Genomic DNA, 19,737 nt, shown 5'->3' with positions numbered 1-19,737 from the left:
CCAGTCTACACGTCTGAGGCGTGGGAGTGCGGCATGAGGGCGAACTTGGTTTTGGCGATGTTGCTGGCCTTGGGAACGGGCGACACAAAGGCAGAAGAAATGTTCTCCGCGAACAAAAAGCCCATCTCCAATTTACATGAGTTTTGGGAACTGTCCGTCACTGCGAAAACCGATGTCTTGGATATTAGATCGTTCTCGGTTAATCGAGGCTGCCATACCGAAGTGCCTAGATTCCCCTTGGTTTTGAAATTAGGCCAAACCGCACAGCTAGGCGTCATACCTTGTGACCCAATTGAGCTGACGATTGAAACGCAGCAAGGTGGCTACAACGTTTCTTGGGATACTGGCGATTATTCGGATCGTGATTTCATCGCAAGAAAGGCTCAGGTGACGACTTTCCAGAATGGTTTCGTGTCTTCCTATTGGGTGCTGTATGCCACAAACATCGGAGAGCAAGCCGAGTTGCGCTCGTTTGTGGTGAATAAAGGACAATGCTCTACAAAAGCGAGAATTATGTTGAAGGAAACCCCAAACTCGGAATTTAAGCTGGATTTTGGAGACCGGTATGGGGTGGCTCTATTCAACTGCAATCCCTTGTCTTTAACAATCAATTCAACCCGTGGCACAAGTACGTTTACTTGGGATCAGTAGCGAGGCGTTTTCGCACATAATCACTGTTAATGATCATTATCACCTTCACGCTGCCGCTAGCTCCCTTGCCATCCTCATAAACCTCTGCGCCTGGCGATAGGTAATCCCGCTCTTCTCCTCCACCCAAACACGGAAATGGCCGTGCGGTAGCTTGGCCTTGACCGCGAGGAGTTCGGCGCCCATCGCTGCCATCTTCTCGTCCGATACGCGCTCATAGCGCTGGGGGAGCCGTACAGCGGCTTTCTGGGGTTTCGGCGGTGAGAATGCCGCCGGGCTGTAAAGGCGATTGTGGGCCTCTCTGGCAGCGTTCTGGTGGGGAGTGGATAGACCGTGGAACTGCCGTACCGTCATCCCGAGACCAAAGGCCAGTTCAGCATCCGCTCGTCTCTGCCGGTTCGGCATCTTACGGATCGCCCTGATCTGCCAGTTGTTGAGATGGCGCATCACGCCAACGCCTTCAACTTCCACCTCGGTCAAAGCAGGCATTCAATTCTCCCGATATGGAAAAAGGCCGAGCCCTGAAAACTCAGGGCTGGCCTCTATTGTTGAGCCAGTACATCCGTGGTCTCGCGTAACTATGTAACAGTTTGGCCGGAGATTTCAAACCATGACAAGTGTGATGGCCGGATCATCCGCCGGCAACCGTGCTGCCAGCAATGGTGCCGACGATATCCATGTGCCATTTTCCTTGCGGCATTTCGGCCTCAAGCTCGTAGTTCAGGGCGTTCACGATCCATTTGCCGTTTGCCGGTTCAATGTCGCTCTTGACCTCGATTTCGCCCTGAAATTTGACCGCAGGATTGAAAGCGGACTTCAAGATGATCTGCTGTTGATTGAACAACGGATAGCCAATCAATCCGGTCTGCGGCGAGATGAGCACGGTCTCGCCTTCCCGCTTGTCACCCGGATTGTTGATCGCGAGGACGTTCCGCTCCATGACCCAGACGATGCCGGCGTCACGCGCAATCGCCGTGGCCTGCTGCACGAGAGAGCCTGCATAATAGGGATTAGCGAGCTTTGCGGTGACTCCGTTGTTCTCGAACGACATTCCGAGCTGCCCTGCGATCTGAGACATCATCCCGGCGACATCTGCCGAGCCGCGGATGCTGAGCGGCGTAGCTGGCTTCACCTGATGAAAATAGCCGGTCTTTGCCTCAACCAAGAAAGCGACCTGCGGCATCGCCGTGGCGTCGACCATCGCATGGTAGATGTTTCCTTCAAAGACCACATGCATGCCCGAAACATCATCGCCGGCAGTGACCGTAACGCGATTATCGAGGGTTTGTTGAAAGCGGGGCCCGACATTGGACAACTGGTTCATCACGTCGAGCGGCAGGCCGAAGATGGCCATCCGGAAGTTGTTGATCTGCTGACCGCCAACCACCGTGCCGCTGCACGAGGTGCGTAGTCCTGCGGCGGAATAGGAATTGCCGCCGCCTTCAAAGCTGCCGGTCGCTAGAGTGAAGGTGACCTCAATGCGTTTCTGTGAGAAAGCCATCGTCAATCCTATAGTTCGGGAAAGCGCCTGTTCTAACCCTGTACGTCCGCCGTGAAGCTGCTGCTGAGCGTGATTGAATCGCCGGGACTGGTCACTAGGCCAGTAAGCTTGAGGTACTGGGTGTCTGCACCGCTCATATCGACAGTTGCGTTGCCGAAAGCAACACCACCGCTTACCCCATTGAGCCGCGTTTCAAGCTCGACACGTTGTGATGCCGCACCACGCGCATACATGTAAAACTCAGCGATCCATTGCCCGGTAAACGAACCCGGAATCGTGATGGAAGCTACGCTTGTCCCTGAGGCATCCAAATTCGTTGTGCCGATCCTGAATCTGAGAAACTTATCCGCCCCGGTTCCGCTCACGCTTCCAGCGGCCCGGATAAAGACGGCCTTCCCGACGTAGTTGGACGAAGGTGGACCTTTCCATTCGCCCGCATTGAGCGTGAACGACGCAAGGAACGTCTCGACACCGCTCGAATTGGCAACTGTTCCCGGAACAATGGACCTATCCGCAGTGATGGTGGAAATCGCCTTTGCGTAGCGAGGGCTGGCCGTGGATGACTCCCGCCGCACGATGTTGCGGGTATTCGCGTCTGCCGTCCCGTCGTTGTAGTTGATGCCGGGATCGTCCTGAAGGTCGCCGCCGGGAGCCTCCCAAATGGCGGTTTCATTATTCGAGAATATGGCCGTCGAATCTACATGCGCGCGGGCATTGGCCCCGATCTCAAGCCCGATGAAGAAATCATCGATGTCGGCATTCACATGACCTGTGCAACCTTCCCGCACGGTGATGCCGCGACCGGTTCCACTGCCCCGCAGGATCGGCATATCGCCAGCAATCGGGTTTCCATTGGTCTCATCCATCCCGTAACCGATTGCGTGATAGACGTTGAACAGCTCCTGAATGCACGCATTGGAGCCTGCGCCCGCCCCCATGTCGAAGATGCCGCCCGAAACATAGAGGCTGCAACGCCGCTGAGCATCGATGCCGTTTGCGCCGGCAAAATCGAAATGCACGTTGTCGGTCACAAGGATCGTGTCCTCAACAGCCGCAAGCTGCGTTCGCGTCCAGTTGACAAAGGCAACGTCCTTCACCTTGAATTTCGCGCCAGAAACGCCGCGAATTCCGATGGTTGTTGCTGCCGTGCCGTCGAAAATCGCAGTTGGCACGTTCGGATGGCCACCAACGTCCGGCCCTTTGATTTCAATGAGCAATTCGCTTGAAAGACCGAAGGGGATAGTAGCGACAACAGCCGACGCATCCGTATAGGTGCCATCGGCTGACTGAACGATCCATTTGCCTCGCAGCACTGGCCCGTAGAAGGCGATATCGTTAAGGGCGCTTTGGAGCGTGGCCTTCGGCTCTCCGTCTCCAAGTCCATCATTCGTATTATCGCCCGCCGGGTCCAGGTAGATGACGTTCGTGTCTGCGCGCTCGTTCGTGACGTGCCAAACGTTGCTGCCACGAAGGACGCGGCCGGGACCGCTATGCTTGACGCTATGGAAATTCGCAATGGATTCGGTCGTGAGAAAGTCAGCGTCGGGCCATGCTACCTCACCGCCGGTCACGTCCGCCCATGTGACGACCTTTTGAACGGCAACTGTGTCGTCCTCCGACCCATCTCCGATGGCCCCCTGCATATAAGGCGTGACGGCCAATTCATCCACGGCCCACCAACGTCCATCGTTCTGGAACTTCAGATCATAGGAAGGCTCTGTATCGACGACCTTGTAAAAGGCACCTCCAATCAATGTGGAGAGATCGCCGGGGGTCGGGTCGTATGCCTCGACATAAACGCGATCGACTTCCGCAGGGATCACCGCAAGATCGGCTTCACGGAACGACGGAATGCGATAGACGCCCGTCGTGATTGTCATCACGTCATCGACAGCCAGCCCCGAATCCGCGATGCCCCGACCATTCGTAGTAGAGAAGACGGCTATGTTGTCCACGACAGAAGAACTAGGACCAATCACCGTCCCGGTGGAGATCGGGCCAATCGTTGTGCCGTTAACGCGCGCAAAGATGCCGGTAGAAGTGAACCAGATATCCCCGTCTTGCGGGTTGTTTGGCGCGACACCGACGCTGATCGCAAATCCTGCACCAGCCGCCGTGGAAGCAGTCGTGATGAGAGGACCCGACATTGTGTCGCCGGCACGGTTTACCGGCGTGAAGCCAAGCTCGTCCTGCTTGGACGAAAAGGCAAAGTTCCACTGTGCGGGCGTCGGTACGTAGGCGTACGACCAACCTGGAGAAGTGCCCATGGCTGCTACCTATCTAATCAAAACAGAGGAGTAACGATGACGCCGCCGGGGGCTCCGTTGCCACCGTTACGATTTGGTCCGGCATCGAGATTGTTGGCCGATCCGCCGCCACCAGCGCCGAAGCCGCTGCCCCACGCGGCGCTCGTGTTAGACGAGCCATTGCCACCAGCACCATAAGGACCGCTTGCACCGAGCCCACCATGGCCGATGACGACAGAATTAATGCCCGCAGTGCCTGGACCGCCCGACATGCCTTCGATATTCAAATCGCCGTCAACTCCGGTGCCACCTGTTGCATAGGTCGTGAAGGCATAGCCGTTGGACAGGACGACAGCGCCACCATCCCCGCCGGTCGCAGAGCACACGCTGCCGAAGCTTGACGTCCCGCCGTTGGGGCCTGCCCCCGTGCCACCTACACCTCCAGCGCCAATGGTGACTGCATAACTGGCGCTCGGCCCGACGATCAGCTTTCTGGCAATCCCGCCCGCGCCGCCGCCCCCGCCGATACGGATTTCACCGACACCAGGCGTTGCGCCGCCACCACCAGCGCCGCCGGCCCCAACAACGATCACGTCAAGCGCTCGGCATCCGGTAGGCGTCGAATAGGTCTGGTTGGCCGTGATGTAGACGGGAGCGCCAAGGACGTATTGCGACGAGGTTTGCAAGACCAGCGGCACCCAGTTCGCGCCGCCGCTGTTCGGATTCGTGGTGTTGTCGTCCACGGTGTTGAGGTAGAGGGTGTTCCCCGAGTTGGCGATGACGATTGCGCCCTGCGGATAGCCACCGATGGCGGTCGAGAAGTCGCTATCGTACGGCACAGCGCCGCCCGCACCTTGCCAGCGCGACCACTGCGTAATCTGGCGAAGGATGCCGTTGAAGTCTTGGCCGAACGGGGGAACGCCGCCAGCGCCGACAGGCAGGAAGGTCATAGGCGGGAAGCCAGTGGTGAGCGAAGCCGCACCGTCTTGAATGCCGATCTGGGAGGCTTCGGGGATGGTTCGGATGTACGAGCCGCTTGCGCTGTTGCCAAACGGGATCGGGAACCGAGCCGGAAGGTCGGAGATTTTCATGGATTATGCTCCACAGTTGGGGAAAGGAACCGCGAAGCGGCATGGACAAAAAGGGTGCCGGCCCGGCTTCCAGTTGTCGTGAAAGGCTGTCCGGCTGCCGCTGTTGTCGCGCACACCTGCGGCTGGTGCGCCCGTGCAAAGGATAACACGGGGAAACTCGCGAGGAATTTGAGCACCACCCCGCCGCCCCAGGAAGCGGTGGCGGCGGGGTGGTTGTGACGCTGGCCCTGCTCCCACCTTACGATGGAGACAGCGAGAGACTGTCCAGCTGCGGCGGTTCTCTCGGACACCGTCCGCTGGTCCGCCCATACGCGAAAGCGATGAAAGCGCACGGGGACTACCATGATCACACCTCCGGCAGCGGCGCGTCTGCGTCCGCTGTCAGGGCGTGGAATGCCTTCTTCCAAGGGTCGATGATGTGGGCGACCTCTGGCGAATTGATCGATTGTCCCGCTCCGGGGATCACATCAAGCGGATTGTTCAGAAGGCGTTCGCGACGGCGCTTCTCTTCCGATGGGGGCCATGAGGTGTCGCGACTGTTGAGAAACACGAGGACAGCGAGGTCCGGCCCAAGCTTTTCCAGCGCGTCACGAACGCGGGACTCGATCTCAGCCGCTTTCGTCACCATCAACGCCGACGCGGCGTTTTCAACCCGGGTGACGGCCGATTCCAGAACACGTTCTGCGTTCTCGACCGACGTTTCCAGGCTAAGACGGGCCTGCTGGGCTGCTGCCATGATTTCTTCGGCGTCAGCAAGACGCTGCTGGGCTGCCTTCAGATCAGTATCAAGCAGATCAGCGCCGTCGATGGCCCTCTGAGCGGCACGCTGCGCGCGATTGTCGATAAGCTCGGAGACTTTCGCCGTGGCTTGGTCTATCTCGTGGTTGAGATCCCAAGTGCGCCTCTCGGCACGCTCATGAGCCGCTGTGACGCGATCACGCTCGGCCTTTGCCTGGACATGGGCATCAATAGCGCGGCGCAGCTCGACGCGAAGCGGGTCGTCTTGTGCCGGCGCGGTTCTTGCGATCTTGAGAATGCTCCTCATTTCGCGGCGCCTCCGACCGATGCCGCGCCGATCGGTGAAGCGCCGATCACGAACGGCTTTGCGGCTGGCTTGGGTTTACGTGCCATCTCAGCGCCCCTTTGCCCCGATCCGCGCAGCATCCGGCCAGCGCTCGGCAAAGCTCTTGGCGCTGGCGGCCGAAATGGGCTGGCGCGTTTTCGGTTTGACGAGCGGCGCATCGCTTTTGATGCTGGCCATCTCAGGCCAGCGCTGAGCGAAACTCGAAGGGCCCTGAATGGCACGGTCAGCCGCCCGAACCTCTTCCTTGCCGTTGCCGGCAATCATGTCAGGATCAAGCGGGGTGTCCTTGGCCGGTGCGCGCTCGTCCTCGTCCTCTTCGCTGTCTTCAGCATCGGCTTCAACGCATGCTTTACGGATCGCTGCCCAACCTTCCTCAGAAAGCGACGTAGCGAGCTTCCGGAGCGCTCCTATATCGAGAGCCGGCTTTCGGGCCTCCCGCTCCCCCTCATCGAAGGTGAAGCCGTATCGCGAAGCATCGAACTTGCCGCCCTTCGAGAAATCCGACACCGGCACCCGCAAGGGCTTGCCGGGTACGCGACGCATGTTCTTCGGCACGCCGTCAAAAGCGCCTTCGGGAGCGGGATGGGTGAGATGCGGGTTCGCCTTCAGGAAAACTGCGAAGTTATGCAGTTCCAAGTCGGAGAGCAGTTTATCGGGATGGCCGTTCATCGCGGTTCCTTTCAGTGACGAATGAGCTGTTGGCTGTAGGACCCGCCGCCCATCGGAAAGGCACGCGGATTGGCGGGAGAGGCAGAGGCGGCAAGAGCTTCGGCGCTGATCTTCATAGGGCCGCGCTTGGTAAGCAGCGGGGCAACAGCGCCAGCAATGGCGTTGGCAACGTCGTCATGGCCGCCGGGGGCATGGTCGATGAGGGCACGCCCAGAAGAACCGTTGCGGCGCTCCAGCCCCACCAACTGGTCAATGCACCGGGCGTTGTCGAGAAGGACTAGGTGCCCGCTGTTGATGTGCGGGACCATGGCGCTGTAAAGCGCACTCTTCGGCTGGTCGCAACGCTCATAGATGACACCGTTCTGCGAAAACGGCTCTTTGCACCATTCCCCACCGAAGTTGTCACCCGTGACGGTTGTAATACCGTAACGCTTCAGGTCGTCGCAGAACTCCAGCGTCACAACAGACGGCTTGAAGGGCGGTTTCTTCTCCCGCACTAAATCGATGACAGCATTGCCGGTCCGGTCACGATGCGCGATGCAAAGCGTCATGGAATCCGTGCCAGAGCCGCCGGCAGGGTCCACAAAACCGACATACTTCACACCCGGTTCACGGGCGCGCTCGGTTATGCCAGCATCAACCAGTGCCTCCACGACTTCGCGCACCAGAAGCGTTTCCACGTCGGTACGGAACAAGCCGCCATATTCAGCGCTGGCAGCGCCTGGGTCACGCTGATAGGCCTTGTCCACCGTCGATTGCTTGAGCGTGCTGTTGAACGTCTTGGACGGCCCATTGGCTACCAGAATGCCCTTGTCGCCGTTGGGGCCGAAGTCTGACTTGAACGTGCGGAAAAGCTCGCCCTTGCGCGCATACGGGCTGCTGATAACCATCATGGGCGCCGACGTGGTAGCCAGCGCAGGCCGAAGGGCGCGAAGGATTTCCGTGTCAGGGTTCTTGCTGCCTTCGACGGACCAAAACGCGGTTTCGTCGCAAATTGCGCCTATGGCCGTGATGGATCGAACGGTTCGGAAGTTTGCAACCGAGATGATGATATCGGTCGAGTTGTCTAGGGATATCTTGTCCGCTGTTGGCTCGCCTTCGAGCCTGCCGTTCAACACTGGCGAGTGAGTCAGAATGCCCTTGACGTGCTCGAAAGCCTTGCCGGCCTGGTACGAGGCAGCAGCGAGGATAGGCAGCGCACCACGCTCACCCGGGGCAAGGTATTCACTCCAATCGCAGAGCGCAGCCAGATAGGCCGCTAGCGTGCCCGCTGAGCGCGTCTTGCCCGCGCGCCTACCACAGATGCCCCAAAGCTCATCAACGCGCTCTAGGGGCTCCCTGTCGCGCCCTGTGACGGAATGGAAAAGAACACGCTCGTCGTCAGTCAGCGCCTCACCCATGGCAGCGATGAGTAAGACACGCCAAAGCGCCCAGCTGTCCCCGGGGATGGCCCCGCCCAAGAGCTGTGGGTCTTCAAGCGCTTCGCGCATCGTAACCAGGGGCTTCATGCACGCTCCTGCAAAGCGATCCAAGCGCGGGCAAGGTGATCGTCAATTCGGGTGAGGAGATCGTCCCAACGGACGGGTGTCATGTCGGTGAACGGCACTGACCATTTGGCCGGCATGTCCATTGCCGCCATAGCCACACCAGAGCGCAGGTGCAACAGTTCCGCCCGCAGGGCCATCAGACTAGCGGACACGTCTGCAACGCCGTCCTTGGCCTCCTGCGGGGGTACTGTGCCAAACCCGAAGATATCGAAGAGGAAACCGTCATGCGGTGCGGGCGCGCTCATCAGGCAGCCGCCTTGTTGCGCAGGTACTCGGCAATATCGGGCTTACGGGTCTTGAGGCGCCTATCCAGCCCTAGGGCGCGCTCTGCCAAGCTGGCGGCACGGGTAGCGCGGACAACATCGGAATGGGTCACGCCAGTTTCACCCCGCAGGAGGCTTGCACGGGCGCTTTCAGCGATGACGGCAAGCTCGGCAGCGGTAGCAATCCGATCGCTCATGAGGGGGGCATCAGCATCAACGCCAAGGGCCACACGATAGCCCTCGATGACTTCCGCCCGACGCTTGGCCTCACGGGTCCGCTTGTCCATGGTGACGCCGGCAATCGTTCGAACCGAAGCGGTTGCTTCGGCATCGTTTCCGCGGGCTATGTCATGGGTATTCGATAGGGACATTTGAAGCTCTCCGAACATGGGTACGGAGGCGGATAGTCCCGAATAAAATGGATTTTTGCAAATGATTTCATAGCGTAGCGAAGGATGAAACGTCCTTCATACTCGTCAGCAACCGCAGACACACTTGCACCACGTCTAAATTATTTTGTGGATTGAAGTGCCAGAGCCTGCGAAAAACAGTTCCTCGGATTAGCGCAATCGGAAAATCGCCTGCCGGCAATCAACTGCTTCGCGCTCGCTTTCGCACAAAAATTCTACAAATTTGCCGTTGTATCCGATGGGTTTTCCAGCCCCCTCACCCTTCGGAATGTTCAAGAACGATGACGATGAAAGCGAGACCGAAGCCGAATAGGGCAAGGACGGTCGAGGCATGCGCAGGAACGCCTATGGCTTCCACTGTGCCTAGGAGCATTGTGACGAGTAATCCGATAGCTCCCCCGTTCATGCGGCTTTCCCCTTGCGCCACTCTGTGGCGTCTATGATCTTGCCTCGGTCCTTTGGTGTGGGGATACGATAGATAAGCTCCAGCGCTGCTTTGCGGCACAATGCTGGCATGATGTTGATGACCTGGGCGCTTGGTCGATTGTCGGCCCATGTGAAGAGGCTGAGTTGTTCCGTCATGCGCAATCCCTCGCTTCGCGTTTCCATTCCCTGATGTCACATGGATAGAGGCATTCCCGCATCAGGCGTTGCAGGGCTTCCTCTATGTAGCGATCGGGCAAGCCCTGTCGGAGTAGGAATGCTTTGCCCTCTTGGAGATTTGCGGGCGCCTCGAATGGAAACTCTTGCTCGTCGTTTTCGGTCTCGCGCGTATACGTATCCTCTTTACCTCCAGAGCCGAATTTTCCTGTTTCTGGTCCTAGTTCCTTGTCCTGTTCCTTTTCCTTGCTTCGAAGGGGCTCGGAAGGGGCTTGGTTAGCCCCTTGGAAGGCCCTTTCAAATTCCTCTAGACAAAGCTGGTCTCTGAGGTGGAAAAGGTCCCTGTAATGGGCGTAAAAATCCAATGTTATCTTACAGATAGGAAAGTTTGCTAATTGTTTTGCTACGCTGGAAACCCTGTTGTCCTTCGGGCTGAGACGCGGGGCGACCTGTGTTGCAGCCATTTCGTGGACCCACACGATTTCCGACTCCTCGTCATAGGTAGCCAAACCGGCTTCGCAGACCCTTTGAAGCCCCTTCGAAGCCCCTTCCAAGGGGCTTCCGATCTCATACGAGAGATACATCATCGGAAGATGATAAATGCCGATCATGGTAGAGTGCGGGCTGGTCGTGAGGTGATAGTGAACGGCGATCGCCTCCACATTGCCGCGAAGCTTTTTAATATCCGTCTGCCAGATCGAGGGGGGAATGGTTGCAAACTTCCTCAAGCCAGTTCCCTCCGCAGCTCATGGCTTTCAGTGATCGCCAGACAGGCCTCCAGAGAGTTCAGACCGAACATTTCCTTGAGCGCGGGCACAAGTGGCTTAGGGCGGTTTGTAGGCGGGACGGTAGCCAGGAAGCGAGCCGCCTCGGTAATGGCGTGGCTATGCTCGTGCTCGGCAACATTGATTGAGACGTGGGCCATCATGCGGCCCTCGACTTGGCGAACTTGGCGTCGGGCAGCGAGGCCAGATGATCTTTCACGCTGGTGAAGATGATAAGGGTGCGCCGGCCGCTTTTCTTGGCTTGGTAGACCCCGCGGCGAAGCTTGTCCTTTACCGTCCATTCGGATTCGGCCGTGTAAACCGCAGTATCCGCGATAGAGAGGAATTGAGGTTCAAGAACATTGCTCACTTAAATCTCCGTTGCTGACGTTTGTGGACGTTTGTTGCAAGGAGATGATTAGCTAAGCTTGCTACGCATAAAGAGACCCCTGCCGATTATTTCGCACGGTAGGGGTTCCTAACTTAATCAGCGATTTAGGAAGAGGTCCATTTCTGGATTTGCGCCTCGGTTATTTCCTCCCCGTCTGGAAGGTCCAAGCCAACGGTTAAGAGCTTTGCGACCGTGCCGTACATTTTCGCGCCGAATATACTCTGATTGTTGACGGCAAGCGCTCGCGCTCGTCCGCGCATCAGGTTAGCCGCACCAGGGTCGTCATTCTCGGAGCGCTGCTTGCTGGTCTGTGGGAGCCTGTAGGGCGATTCCTTTATCAGGTCCTCATACCAAGATGCATGCTTTTCGAAATAGCGCGCAGAGGCCTCCAGAGCGTTTCTAGTGGCATCGTCCATCGAAGGGTCAGGCATATCCCCCGCAAGCGCCCTTCTGCACTGGTCGGCAACGTCGCGCCATTGAGCGACATGGGTCTTCATGACCGAATCCGTGATGACGCCTCGGTTGCTTGATAGCTCTGTCACTGCGTAGGCAAACACGGCTCCTGCTGCCAGGTCGCTTAGGGAGAAGGCCACACCGTCTTGATAGGTCTCTGCCAACTGCCAGCCCTTCACGCTATCGAGTGATATTACAGGCTGGCTGGAAAGATATTTCCAAGTTGGGCGCAACCTAATGTCAGACATGAGGCGCTGCGCAATTGGATCGTTTGCGAAACAATTGTCTTTTAGGATCTGAATGGCGCGTGCGACGTTTGACATTAGGCGCTCTTACGCATCGGGGTGACGTTGGATCCGGCGGGAACCGGCTTGGTGCAATAGTTCGACCATGCATCCATGATCGCGATACGCTTTTTAAAGGCGTCACCACGGGCATAGGCGCGTTCTACCTTGTCCCCTACGGTATGCCCCAACGAAAGCTCTGCAAGCTCCCACGGGAAGTTTGTGGCCTCTTGCGCCCATGTTCTGAACGTGGCGCGGCAGCCATGCGATGTCATCGCCCCTTTGCGCTCCATTCGATCCAGAAGCGCCAACAGCGCATTGCTGGATAGGGCAGCGCCTGAGACATCGTTAGGGAACGCAAACTCACTGTTTGCCACTTCTCCACCGATTTCTGCAGCCATAGCCCGAGCGCTGTCAAAAGCCTCCAGCGCAGCGGCAGAAAGCGGAACCTTGTGAGGCTTCCCGGTCTTTGTGAGCGCCGGAATAGTCCAGATCGCCGCAGCACGGTCGATATCGGCCACCTTAGCGTGGCGCACGTCCGCCGTTCGAACGCATGTCGTGATGAGGAAGCGCAGGGCAAGGGAAGCCATGCCAGTCCGCTCTTGAAGCGCCGCGAAGAACTGCGGCATTTCCTGCCATGGCAGCGCCGGCTGATTCTTGGTCGGCTTGATCTTCTCTTTCGGCGCCAAGAGATTGTCTATGTGCCCGCGCCAGCGTGCGGGGTTCTCGCCCGAGCGGAAACCGCTAACCGTGGCCCATCCAAGGATTGACTCAATCCGCCCGCGAACGCGGCTGGCGGTTTCGGTTTTCGTGGCCCAAAGAGGCTCGATGACTTTCATGACATGCGCCGTCGTGATGTCGGCTACAGACATCTTGCCAAGAACTGGGTTCGCGTAAGTGGCGATCGTGCTCGTCCACTGCTTGGCATGAATGGGGTTTTTCCAGCCGGGGCGGTGCTGCCGTATGTAGGCCTCAGCTGCCTCGGCAAATGTCAGTCCCTTTTTCAAGGTGGCGAGGTTATGCGCGACCTTGGCCTTACGTTCTTCGATCGGGTCTCGACCCTCTTTGACAAGGTTGCGATACTGGCGAGCAACCTCCCGTGCTTCCGAGAGTGACACGTCATTGACCGATCCGAGCCCCATGTCCCGCGGTTTCATGCCGGGAAGCTGGAACCGAAAGACCCATGACTGGCGCCGCAGGCCATCCTTGTTCTCGGAAACCTGGAGATAGAGGTTGCCGCCGTCCGCATGCATGCCGGGTTTCTTGCTCTTGAAGCTGGCCGGCAGTCTGTGAATTGCTCTACTCATCCGCATTCATCCCAACTTCGTACCCATGTTCATGATACAACGCCTACCACCTTCCACCACCTATGACAACTATATGGAACGAATAAAATCCTTTCAAAACAACGCCAGCAACCTCAAGCAACCGTTAGCAACAGTTGGTAGGACAGCCTCTCTGTCCGCCATATCCCCCTCAAGGTTCCCCCCTGATTTTCCGCAGGAAATCCACGCCAAGGCGTATGCCTTGGCGTTCCCTGAACGCCCGCCCGGCAAGCCCCGGCGGGCATTGTCGTCCTGCGGTCAGGAAAGCCAGGCGGGCAGGCGCGGGGGGACGCGGCCGGTCAGGGCGGCTTCGATGCAGTCGGAGAGATTGCCGAAGCGGACGGTGCGGCCGGAAAGGCCCGGGCCATAGTGGGCATATTTGCCGGAATTGGTGAGGAGCGTGCGGGTCTTGGGCGGGAAGACCGGTTCGGAGATCGAGCACCAGCAGAGGTCGTGCAGGACCTGAACGCCGCCTTCCCTCAGCCGGGCAACGGTATCCCCGGCTTCCGCCATCACGTCGCGGCCGGCGGTGACGATCACGGCGACGCCCGCGTGGCACCTGCGACCGGCGAGGGCATCGGCGAGGGTCGCGCATTCCGAGAGCGAGGCATGCGGGCTGCCGATGGCGACGAGCTCGACCTCGGCCGGGCCTTCGTTGAACATCGTCCAGACCTCGACCATGTCGGCGTGGGTGATCGTCACCCGGTCGGCCGCGGGCAAGGCCGCGCCGTCCGCCTCGGGCGTCACGCCCTCGATGTGCAGCATGGGCGCGGCGGAGGTGGTGCCGAAGGCGGCGCAGAGGGCCTTGAGGTCGTCCCGCGTCGGCCTTGCCGCGGCAACGCCGCGCAGCAGCGGGATGCGGTCGGGCGCGGCACGGCCGGCAAGGTAGCCGATGAGCGGCCAGAAGGCATCGTCGAGCCCCTCCGGCAGATCGACGTCGATGACGCGGCGCGCCTTGCGGTGCTCGTCGAGATAGACGCCGGACAGCGGCGCACGGCCGGTGAGCGCGATGCACAGGTCGAGGAAATCGGGGTGCTTCGCCGTGCGGGCGCCGAGCACGGTGTTGGCGAAGATCACGGCATTGGATTCGGCCCAGGCGATGGCCTCGCCGGTCTTCGGCGCGCTGTCCAGCAGATAGGGCGAACAGGTGAAGGTCGGGCGGCAGCCCATGCGGACATAGGCATCGGCGAGGCGGGCGGCGGGATCGCCGAAGGACGGCGGCACGCCCTGCGCCTGCCAGTTGGCACGGTCGACGGAGATGGCGTTCATCGTGGTCGGCACGCGGACCTTTGCGCCCATCTCCGCCATCGTTTCCGCGAAGGTGAGGTTGGCGGGGCTGGCATAGATGCAGCCGTCGATATGGCCCTGCACGACGTCGACGAGTTCGCGGGCGCCCTGCTGGGCCGCCATGGCCGTGGTGATGCGCATGGCGAGCGCAACGGCGATGCCGTCGCGGCCGTCCAGCATGGCGCGGTCGTCTTCCGTCAGATCGAGCGCGGCGGTGGCGGGCGGGGTGACGGGGATCGTGAGGCCGTCAGCCTCGATGGCGGTTTCGCCGATCCGTGCGGTCCCGGCGCGACAGAGGGCATCGAAGGCCGCCTGCGACAGGCGCAGGACCGGCAGGGATTTTCCGAACATCTCGGCGGCGATCAGGGCGCCGAGGGTCAGGACGTCCTCCGCCTCGCTGAAGACGAGGGCGCCGGGGGCGCGGCCGGTGAGGGCAAGGTCGAGCAGGACGCCGGAGCCGGTGCAGGAGCCGCGGCTCGACGGCATCATCAGGATGCCGCCGGTGATCGTGACGCCATGCAGCGGGTGGTGCACGTCGATGACCCGGCCGGTGGCGGGATCGACGCCGCCCCAGAAGCTCAGCGCCTCGCCCGTCGCGATGACCGGGCCGGCGGCGGTGCCGGAAAGGAGGCTGCGGGCGGAGAGGTCGGCCATGGGACGGGTCCTGTGCTGCTGGGTGGTTCCATCAAGGATAGGCGGCGCGCGCTTGCCGGAAACGCGCGAAAACCAAGGTATGGGCGCCCGCGATCCCCGAGGGACCCGGGCACGGCCTGGAGCAGGTCCGGTGACATCCGGCGCGCCGGATTGCTCCAGGATAGTGTTTTCCCGCGCCGAAGCGATACCGCTCCGGCGCAGCCGCCTAGAAACGCTGCGGCGAGAAGGGCGCGATGTCGATCGCCGCCGGCCGGCCGGTCACGAGGTCGGCGACGAGCCGCGCCGTGCCGGCGGACTGGGTGAGGCCGAGATGGCCGTGGCCGAAGGCATAGACGACATCGGGCGTGGCGCGGGCGCGGCCGATGGCGGGCAGGCTGTCGGGCAGCGAGGGGCGGAACCCCATCCACTGCACGCCGCCCGCCGGCTTCAGGCCGGGCAGGAAGGCTTTCGCCTTTTCCAGCATGGCCTCGGACCTGCGGAAGTTCGGCGGCAGCTTCAGCCCGCCGAGTTCCACCGCGCCGCCGACGCGGATGCCGGTCGACAGCCGGGTCACGACGAAGCCGTGGCCGCCGAAGGTGACCTGCGTCCTGAGGTCGAAGGCGCCGGGCGGCAGGGTCGTGTTGTAGCCGCGCTCGGTCTCGAGCGGGATGCTCTCGCCCAGCGTGCGGGCGACCTGGTGCGAGAAGGCGCCGGCCGCGAGCACGACCTTTTCCACGCGCCGCGTCCCGCCATCCGCCGTCGCGATCTCGACGCCGCCCTCGACGGGCCTGAGGCCGGCGACCTCGGCGCGCTCGATCCTGCCGCCCTTCGCGCGAAAATGATCGGCGAGCGCCAGCGTGTAGAGCTTCGGATCCGCGATGGAATACCAGCCGGGCGTGAAGGTGCCGTGCGTGAAGCGCGGGGCGAGGCCGGGCTGGATCGCGGCCATTTCGGCGGCATCCATGTGGCGGAATTCGATGCCGTGCGCTTCGCGGGCCCTCCAGCCCGGCAGCGCGGCGTTCAGCTCGGCCCGGCTTTCATAGACCTGGAGATTGCCCTCCCTGCGCAGCATGGCGAGCGTGCCGGTCGCGCCGAGGAAGGGTTCCAGCTCGGCCTTGGAAAGGTCCATCAGCGCGGTCTGCGCGGCGGTGGAATGGGTGACGCGGCGTGCCGAGCAGGCGCGCCAGAAGCGGAACATCCAGGGGGCGATCTGCAGCGCATAGGACGGCGGCACGGAAAGCGGCCCGAGCGGGTCGAGCAGCCATTTCGGCGCCTTCCTGAGGATGCCGGGCGAGGCGAGCGGCAGGATGTCGGTGAAGGCGAAGGCGCCGGCATTGCCGGCGGAAGCGCCGGCGGCGGGGGCTTCGCGCTCGAGCACGGTGACGGCGAGGCCGCGGGCCTGGGCGGCAATGGCCGCGGAAAGGCCGACCACGCCGGCGCCGATGACGACGACGCCGGGTTCGATTCCAGTCTTCATCATCGCCTCAGTGCGTCGCAGCGAGGAAGGTTTTCAGGTCGGCATCCTTCGGCGCGCCGAACAGCGCTTCCGGCGGGGCGATCTCGGCCATCACGCCCTTGTGGAAGAAGGCGACGCGGTCGGAGACCTCGCGGGCGAACTTCATTTCATGCGTGACGCAGATCATCGTCATGCCCTCGGAGGCGAGCATGCGCAGCGTGTCGAGCACTTCGCCGACGAGTTGCGGATCGAGCGCCGAGGTCACCTCGTCGAACAGCATGTAGGCCGGCGACATGGCAAGCGCCCGGGCGATCGCCATGCGTTGCTGCTGGCCGCCGGACATGCGGCTCGGATAGACCTTTAGCTTGTCGCCGAGGCCGACATGGGTGAGCTGCCTGACGGCCATCGCCTCGGCCTCGGCCTTCGACTGGCCCAGGACCTTGACGGGGGCCAGCATGACGTTTTCGAGCACGGTCAGGTGCGGGAAAGCGTTGAACTGCTGGAAGACGATGCCGAGCTTGCGGCGCAGCTTGTTGAGGTCCGTGCCCTTGGCATGCACGTCGGTGCCGTCGACGACGATGCGTCCGCTGTCGATAGTCTCCAGCCCGTTGATGCAGGTGAGCAGCGTCGACTTGCCCGAGCCCGAGCCGCCGATGATGGTCAGCACCTCGCCCTTCTCTACGGTGAGGTTGATTCCCTTCAGGACTTCGAGCTGGCCGAAGGATTTGCGGACGTTTTCGATCTCAATCATTGGACCACCGTCTTTCGAGATAACCGCCGAGCCGGGCGATGGGGAAGCTGATGATGAAGTAGATGGCGCCGCAGATGAGCAGGATGAACAGCGGCTCCTGCAGGCGCGTGACGAGGATCTGCGAGGCGCGCAGGAGCTCGATGAGGCCGAGCCAGAGCACGAGCGCCGAATCCTTCATGACGCCGAGCGTCAGGCCGATCCAGGCGGGCAGCGAGACCCGCGTGGCGAGCGGGGCCACGATGTAGCGCATGTCCTGCCACCAGGTCATGCCCAGCGATCTGGCCGCGCGGCGCGTGGTGGCCGGCACGGAGGAAATGCCGCCGCGCACGATCTCGGTGCAATAGGCCGCCGTATAGAGCGACAGCACCACGCAGGAGGTGGTGAACGGCGCCCAGCCGAGCTTCATGATCGACTGCAGCGCATTGCCGAGCACAAGCTGGATGAGCAGCGGCACGGAGCGGAAGATGTCGAGCAGGAAGGTGAGCGGCATCGACCAGTAGGGGCCGGCCTGGTTGCGGATGACGCCGAAGAGGATGCCGAGCACGGTGCCCGCGAGGACGGAGACGGCGGTGACGGCGAGCGTCATGGCCGCGCCCTTGGCGAGGAAGCCGAGATCGGCAAGGGTGAGAGCGGTATCGAACATGGCTTACCCCTCTCAGTAGCGGAACATGCGCGCCGCGAGCACGCGGGCTGCAAGCGTCACGGCCTTGGCGATCAGGTAGTAGATGACCGCCGCAATCGCGAAGAATTCGAAGGTGCGGAACGAGCGGGCGTTCAGCTCCTGGGTGATGCCGGCAAGATCGGTGTTCATGCCGACGGTGACGCCGAGCGACGTCATCAGGATCGCCCAGACCATCTGGTTGGTGGCGGGCAGGAAGGCGACGCGCAGCATCTGCGGCATGACGATATAGCGGAAGGCCTGCAGCGAGGTCATGCCGAGCGAGCGGCCGGCGCGGGTCTGCGTCTCGGGGATCGCCTTCAGCGCGCCGCGGAAGTTTTCCGCGAGATAGCCGGCATTGTTGAAGGCGATGCCGGCCAGGAGCGCCGCATAGGGGCTGAGGTGGATGCCGAAACTGCCGAGGCCGAAATGAGCCATGTAGATCTGGAAGAGGGCCGGCGTGTTGCGCGCGATCTCGACCCAGGCGGTGGCGAAGCCGCCGAGGATGCGGTTGCCAGACAGCCGGAAGAGCGTCAGCGCCAGGGCGACGGCAAGGCCGACGGCCATGGAGAGCAGTGCTATCTGGAGCGTGACCAGCGCGCCGTCCAGCATCTGGGGCAACGCCTTCAGCGCCTGGTTCCAATGGAAAGTGTAACTGAACATTGCCGTCTCACCCTTCGGAAACGATGGACGGCGCGGGATGTCCCGCGCCGCCTTGGAAACGGCTCCTAGCGGTAGACGCCGCCGACCGAGAGGTCCGGCACGTCGCCGCCGACCCACTTCTCGTAGAGTTCCTTGTAGCGGCCGGTGCGAACCTGCTGGTTGACGAAGAGGTTCAGGTAGTTGATCAGGCCGTATTCTTCGCGGTTGGTGAAGAGCGCGACATAGTCGATGTCATAGGGCGCCTTGCCGACGACGGAGATGCCGGCGAACTTGCCGCTCTTGACGTTGGACTGGGCGACCGTCGAGGTGGAGACCGTGGCGTCGATCTGGCCCTGGCTCAGCGCGAGGAAGACGTCGGCCTGGGTCTGGTACGGACGGAACTCGCCGGCGCCCCATTCCTTGACCGAGTTTTCGAGCGCGATGGCCTCGAACGTGCCGGCGGTGGCGCCGACCGTCTTGCCCTTCATGTCCTCGAAGGACTTGATGCCCGACTTGTCGTTGGCCGTCACGGCCATCTCGAAGGCGAAGTAGGGGATCGACATGCCGACGGTCTTGGCACGCTCCAGCGTGTCGGAGGTCGAGGCGACGCCGACATCGACGCGGCCGGACATCAGCGCCGGGATGCGCTCCGGGAAGGGCGTTTCGACGATCTCGGCGGTGACGCCGAGGGCCTTGGCCAGGTCGTTGCAGTAATCGACGTCGAAACCGATCGGGTTGTTGTTCTCGTCGCGCGCGCCCATCGGCGGGAAGTCGAGAACGACGGCGCAGCGCAGCGTGCCGGACGAGATGATGTCGTCCAGCTTGTCGGCCTTGGCCGGGCTGGTCAGAGCGGTGGCGGCCACGAGGCCGAAGGCGAGGACCGAGGTCTTCTTCATAAACTCTCTCCCTGGATTGGTCTGTCGATTCACGCGGCGGAGGTCCGTCCTGCGCCGAGACTGTAAACCGCCACTAAAATACAACTAATATACAAAAAGTATATACCCGGAAGGAGAAAATATGACGGCCGGGCTTCC

22 protein-coding genes are annotated in these 19,737 nt (G+C 61.3%); 1 reads left to right on the top strand and 21 read right to left on the bottom strand.

What is annotated here, in order from left to right:
• Positions 1 to 33: 33 nt before the first annotated feature.
• Positions 34 to 651, top strand: a complete 618-nt coding sequence (locus tag AABF56_RS19670) for a hypothetical protein (protein WP_272807237.1) — start codon at positions 34 to 36, stop codon at positions 649 to 651.
• Positions 652 to 696: 45 nt separating this feature from the next.
• Here AABF56_RS19670 and AABF56_RS19665 read toward each other — a convergent pair whose 3' ends face one another.
• From AABF56_RS19665 to AABF56_RS19565, 21 genes are all read right to left on the bottom strand, one after another.
• Positions 697 to 1,137, bottom strand: a complete 441-nt coding sequence (locus tag AABF56_RS19665) for a hypothetical protein (RefSeq protein ID WP_272807236.1) — start codon at positions 1,135 to 1,137, stop codon at positions 697 to 699.
• 142 nt (positions 1,138 to 1,279) lie between these two features.
• Complete coding sequence (locus AABF56_RS19660) at positions 1,280 to 2,149, bottom strand: baseplate hub protein (RefSeq protein ID WP_272807235.1); 870 nt, start codon at positions 2,147 to 2,149, stop codon at positions 1,280 to 1,282.
• Between the two features lie 32 nt (positions 2,150 to 2,181).
• On the bottom strand, positions 2,182 to 4,416 hold the full coding sequence (locus AABF56_RS19655; RefSeq protein WP_272807234.1) for a hypothetical protein: 2,235 nt from the start codon (positions 4,414 to 4,416) through the stop codon (positions 2,182 to 2,184).
• A gap of 17 nt (positions 4,417 to 4,433) precedes the next feature.
• A complete protein-coding gene (locus AABF56_RS19650) occupies positions 4,434 to 5,486 on the bottom strand; it encodes a glycine-rich domain-containing protein (protein ID WP_272807233.1) in 1,053 nt (350 codons plus the stop codon).
• Between the two features lie 346 nt (positions 5,487 to 5,832).
• Positions 5,833 to 6,531 (bottom strand): hypothetical protein, encoded by a 699-nt coding sequence (locus AABF56_RS19645; protein ID WP_272807232.1) that lies wholly within the window; start codon positions 6,529 to 6,531, stop codon positions 5,833 to 5,835.
• An 87-nt stretch (positions 6,532 to 6,618) separates the two neighbouring features.
• Positions 6,619 to 7,239: a hypothetical protein gene (locus tag AABF56_RS19640; protein WP_272807231.1), complete on the bottom strand. Its 621-nt coding sequence runs from the start codon at positions 7,237 to 7,239 to the stop codon at positions 6,619 to 6,621.
• Positions 7,240 to 7,250: 11 nt separating this feature from the next.
• Positions 7,251 to 8,747 carry a hypothetical protein gene (locus AABF56_RS19635; protein ID WP_272807230.1) on the bottom strand — a complete coding sequence of 499 codons (1,497 nt, stop codon included), beginning with the start codon at positions 8,745 to 8,747 and terminating at the stop codon, positions 7,251 to 7,253.
• Positions 8,744 to 9,031: a hypothetical protein gene (locus AABF56_RS19630; protein ID WP_272807229.1), complete on the bottom strand. Its 288-nt coding sequence runs from the start codon at positions 9,029 to 9,031 to the stop codon at positions 8,744 to 8,746. The genes AABF56_RS19635 and AABF56_RS19630 overlap by 4 nt, the downstream gene beginning before the upstream one ends.
• On the bottom strand, positions 9,031 to 9,420 hold the full coding sequence (locus tag AABF56_RS19625) for a hypothetical protein (RefSeq protein WP_272807228.1): 390 nt from the start codon (positions 9,418 to 9,420) through the stop codon (positions 9,031 to 9,033). The genes AABF56_RS19630 and AABF56_RS19625 overlap by 1 nt, the downstream gene beginning before the upstream one ends.
• A gap of 441 nt (positions 9,421 to 9,861) precedes the next feature.
• On the bottom strand, positions 9,862 to 10,041 hold the full coding sequence (locus AABF56_RS19620; protein ID WP_272807227.1) for a hypothetical protein: 180 nt from the start codon (positions 10,039 to 10,041) through the stop codon (positions 9,862 to 9,864).
• A complete protein-coding gene (locus AABF56_RS19615; protein ID WP_272807226.1) occupies positions 10,038 to 10,787 on the bottom strand; it encodes a hypothetical protein in 750 nt (249 codons plus the stop codon). Before AABF56_RS19615 ends, AABF56_RS19620 begins: the two co-directional genes overlap by 4 nt.
• Entirely contained in the window at positions 10,784 to 10,987 is a 204-nt protein-coding gene (locus AABF56_RS19610; protein ID WP_272807225.1) for a hypothetical protein, read from the bottom strand. Before AABF56_RS19610 ends, AABF56_RS19615 begins: the two co-directional genes overlap by 4 nt.
• Positions 10,984 to 11,193 carry a hypothetical protein gene (locus tag AABF56_RS19605; protein WP_272807224.1) on the bottom strand — a complete coding sequence of 70 codons (210 nt, stop codon included), beginning with the start codon at positions 11,191 to 11,193 and terminating at the stop codon, positions 10,984 to 10,986. The genes AABF56_RS19610 and AABF56_RS19605 overlap by 4 nt, the downstream gene beginning before the upstream one ends.
• Positions 11,194 to 11,318: 125 nt before the next feature.
• The gene (locus tag AABF56_RS19600) at positions 11,319 to 11,990 is read right to left on the bottom strand and encodes a hypothetical protein (RefSeq protein WP_272807223.1); all 672 of its coding nucleotides are present in this window, start codon (positions 11,988 to 11,990) and stop codon (positions 11,319 to 11,321) included.
• A complete protein-coding gene (locus AABF56_RS19595; protein ID WP_272807222.1) occupies positions 11,990 to 13,258 on the bottom strand; it encodes a tyrosine-type recombinase/integrase in 1,269 nt (422 codons plus the stop codon). Before AABF56_RS19595 ends, AABF56_RS19600 begins: the two co-directional genes overlap by 1 nt.
• Before the next feature lie 276 nt (positions 13,259 to 13,534).
• The gene (gene lhpI, locus AABF56_RS19590) at positions 13,535 to 15,217 is read right to left on the bottom strand and encodes a cis-3-hydroxy-L-proline dehydratase (RefSeq protein ID WP_272807221.1); all 1,683 of its coding nucleotides are present in this window, start codon (positions 15,215 to 15,217) and stop codon (positions 13,535 to 13,537) included.
• 205 nt (positions 15,218 to 15,422) lie between these two features.
• On the bottom strand, positions 15,423 to 16,673 hold the full coding sequence (locus AABF56_RS19585; protein ID WP_272807220.1) for an NAD(P)/FAD-dependent oxidoreductase: 1,251 nt from the start codon (positions 16,671 to 16,673) through the stop codon (positions 15,423 to 15,425).
• 7 nt (positions 16,674 to 16,680) lie between these two features.
• A complete protein-coding gene (locus tag AABF56_RS19580) occupies positions 16,681 to 17,403 on the bottom strand; it encodes an amino acid ABC transporter ATP-binding protein (protein ID WP_272807219.1) in 723 nt (240 codons plus the stop codon).
• On the bottom strand, positions 17,396 to 18,046 hold the full coding sequence (locus AABF56_RS19575; protein WP_272807218.1) for an amino acid ABC transporter permease: 651 nt from the start codon (positions 18,044 to 18,046) through the stop codon (positions 17,396 to 17,398). Before AABF56_RS19575 ends, AABF56_RS19580 begins: the two co-directional genes overlap by 8 nt.
• A 12-nt stretch (positions 18,047 to 18,058) precedes the next feature.
• The gene (locus AABF56_RS19570; RefSeq protein WP_272807217.1) at positions 18,059 to 18,724 is read right to left on the bottom strand and encodes an amino acid ABC transporter permease; all 666 of its coding nucleotides are present in this window, start codon (positions 18,722 to 18,724) and stop codon (positions 18,059 to 18,061) included.
• Positions 18,725 to 18,789: 65 nt separating this feature from the next.
• Positions 18,790 to 19,599, bottom strand: a complete 810-nt coding sequence (locus AABF56_RS19565; protein WP_064332107.1) for an ABC transporter substrate-binding protein — start codon at positions 19,597 to 19,599, stop codon at positions 18,790 to 18,792.
• Between the last annotated feature and the right edge of the window lie 138 nt (positions 19,600 to 19,737).

Origin of the sequence: Shinella sp. WSC3-e, from assembly GCF_945994535.1 — a bacterium.
Classification (GTDB): domain Bacteria; phylum Pseudomonadota; class Alphaproteobacteria; order Rhizobiales; family Rhizobiaceae; genus Shinella; species Shinella yambaruensis.
Note: the sequence above shows the minus strand (reverse complement) of the source record. Positions and strands in the feature narration are given on the sequence as shown.

Bases quoted from the DNA above. Each gene is read 5' to 3' on its own strand.
- AABF56_RS19650 (WP_272807233.1), bottom strand. From the start codon at position 5,486: ATGAAAATCTCCGACCTTCCGGCTCGGTTCCCGATCCCGTTTGGCAAC.
- lhpI (WP_272807221.1), bottom strand. From the start codon at position 15,217: ATGGCCGACCTCTCCGCCCGCAGCCTCCTTTCCGGCACCGCCGCCGGC.
- AABF56_RS19585 (WP_272807220.1), bottom strand. From the start codon at position 16,673: ATGAAGACTGGAATCGAACCCGGCGTCGTCGTCATCGGCGCCGGCGTG.
- AABF56_RS19565 (WP_064332107.1), bottom strand. From the start codon at position 19,599: ATGAAGAAGACCTCGGTCCTCGCCTTCGGCCTCGTGGCCGCCACCGCT.
- AABF56_RS19660 (WP_272807235.1), bottom strand. From the start codon at position 2,149: ATGGCTTTCTCACAGAAACGCATTGAGGTCACCTTCACTCTAGCGACC.
- AABF56_RS19655 (WP_272807234.1), bottom strand. From the start codon at position 4,416: ATGGGCACTTCTCCAGGTTGGTCGTACGCCTACGTACCGACGCCCGCA.
- AABF56_RS19665 (WP_272807236.1), bottom strand. From the start codon at position 1,137: ATGCCTGCTTTGACCGAGGTGGAAGTTGAAGGCGTTGGCGTGATGCGC.
- AABF56_RS19625 (WP_272807228.1), bottom strand. From the start codon at position 9,420: ATGTCCCTATCGAATACCCATGACATAGCCCGCGGAAACGATGCCGAA.
- AABF56_RS19570 (WP_272807217.1), bottom strand. From the start codon at position 18,724: ATGTTCAGTTACACTTTCCATTGGAACCAGGCGCTGAAGGCGTTGCCC.
- AABF56_RS19635 (WP_272807230.1), bottom strand. From the start codon at position 8,747: ATGAAGCCCCTGGTTACGATGCGCGAAGCGCTTGAAGACCCACAGCTC.
- AABF56_RS19645 (WP_272807232.1), bottom strand. From the start codon at position 6,531: ATGAGGAGCATTCTCAAGATCGCAAGAACCGCGCCGGCACAAGACGAC.
- AABF56_RS19600 (WP_272807223.1), bottom strand. From the start codon at position 11,990: ATGTCAAACGTCGCACGCGCCATTCAGATCCTAAAAGACAATTGTTTC.
- AABF56_RS19670 (WP_272807237.1), top strand. From the start codon at position 34: ATGAGGGCGAACTTGGTTTTGGCGATGTTGCTGGCCTTGGGAACGGGC.
- AABF56_RS19595 (WP_272807222.1), bottom strand. From the start codon at position 13,258: ATGAGTAGAGCAATTCACAGACTGCCGGCCAGCTTCAAGAGCAAGAAA.
- AABF56_RS19575 (WP_272807218.1), bottom strand. From the start codon at position 18,046: ATGTTCGATACCGCTCTCACCCTTGCCGATCTCGGCTTCCTCGCCAAG.
- AABF56_RS19640 (WP_272807231.1), bottom strand. From the start codon at position 7,239: ATGAACGGCCATCCCGATAAACTGCTCTCCGACTTGGAACTGCATAAC.
- AABF56_RS19580 (WP_272807219.1), bottom strand. From the start codon at position 17,403: ATGATTGAGATCGAAAACGTCCGCAAATCCTTCGGCCAGCTCGAAGTC.
- AABF56_RS19630 (WP_272807229.1), bottom strand. From the start codon at position 9,031: ATGAGCGCGCCCGCACCGCATGACGGTTTCCTCTTCGATATCTTCGGG.
- AABF56_RS19620 (WP_272807227.1), bottom strand. From the start codon at position 10,041: ATGACGGAACAACTCAGCCTCTTCACATGGGCCGACAATCGACCAAGC.
- AABF56_RS19610 (WP_272807225.1), bottom strand. From the start codon at position 10,987: ATGATGGCCCACGTCTCAATCAATGTTGCCGAGCACGAGCATAGCCAC.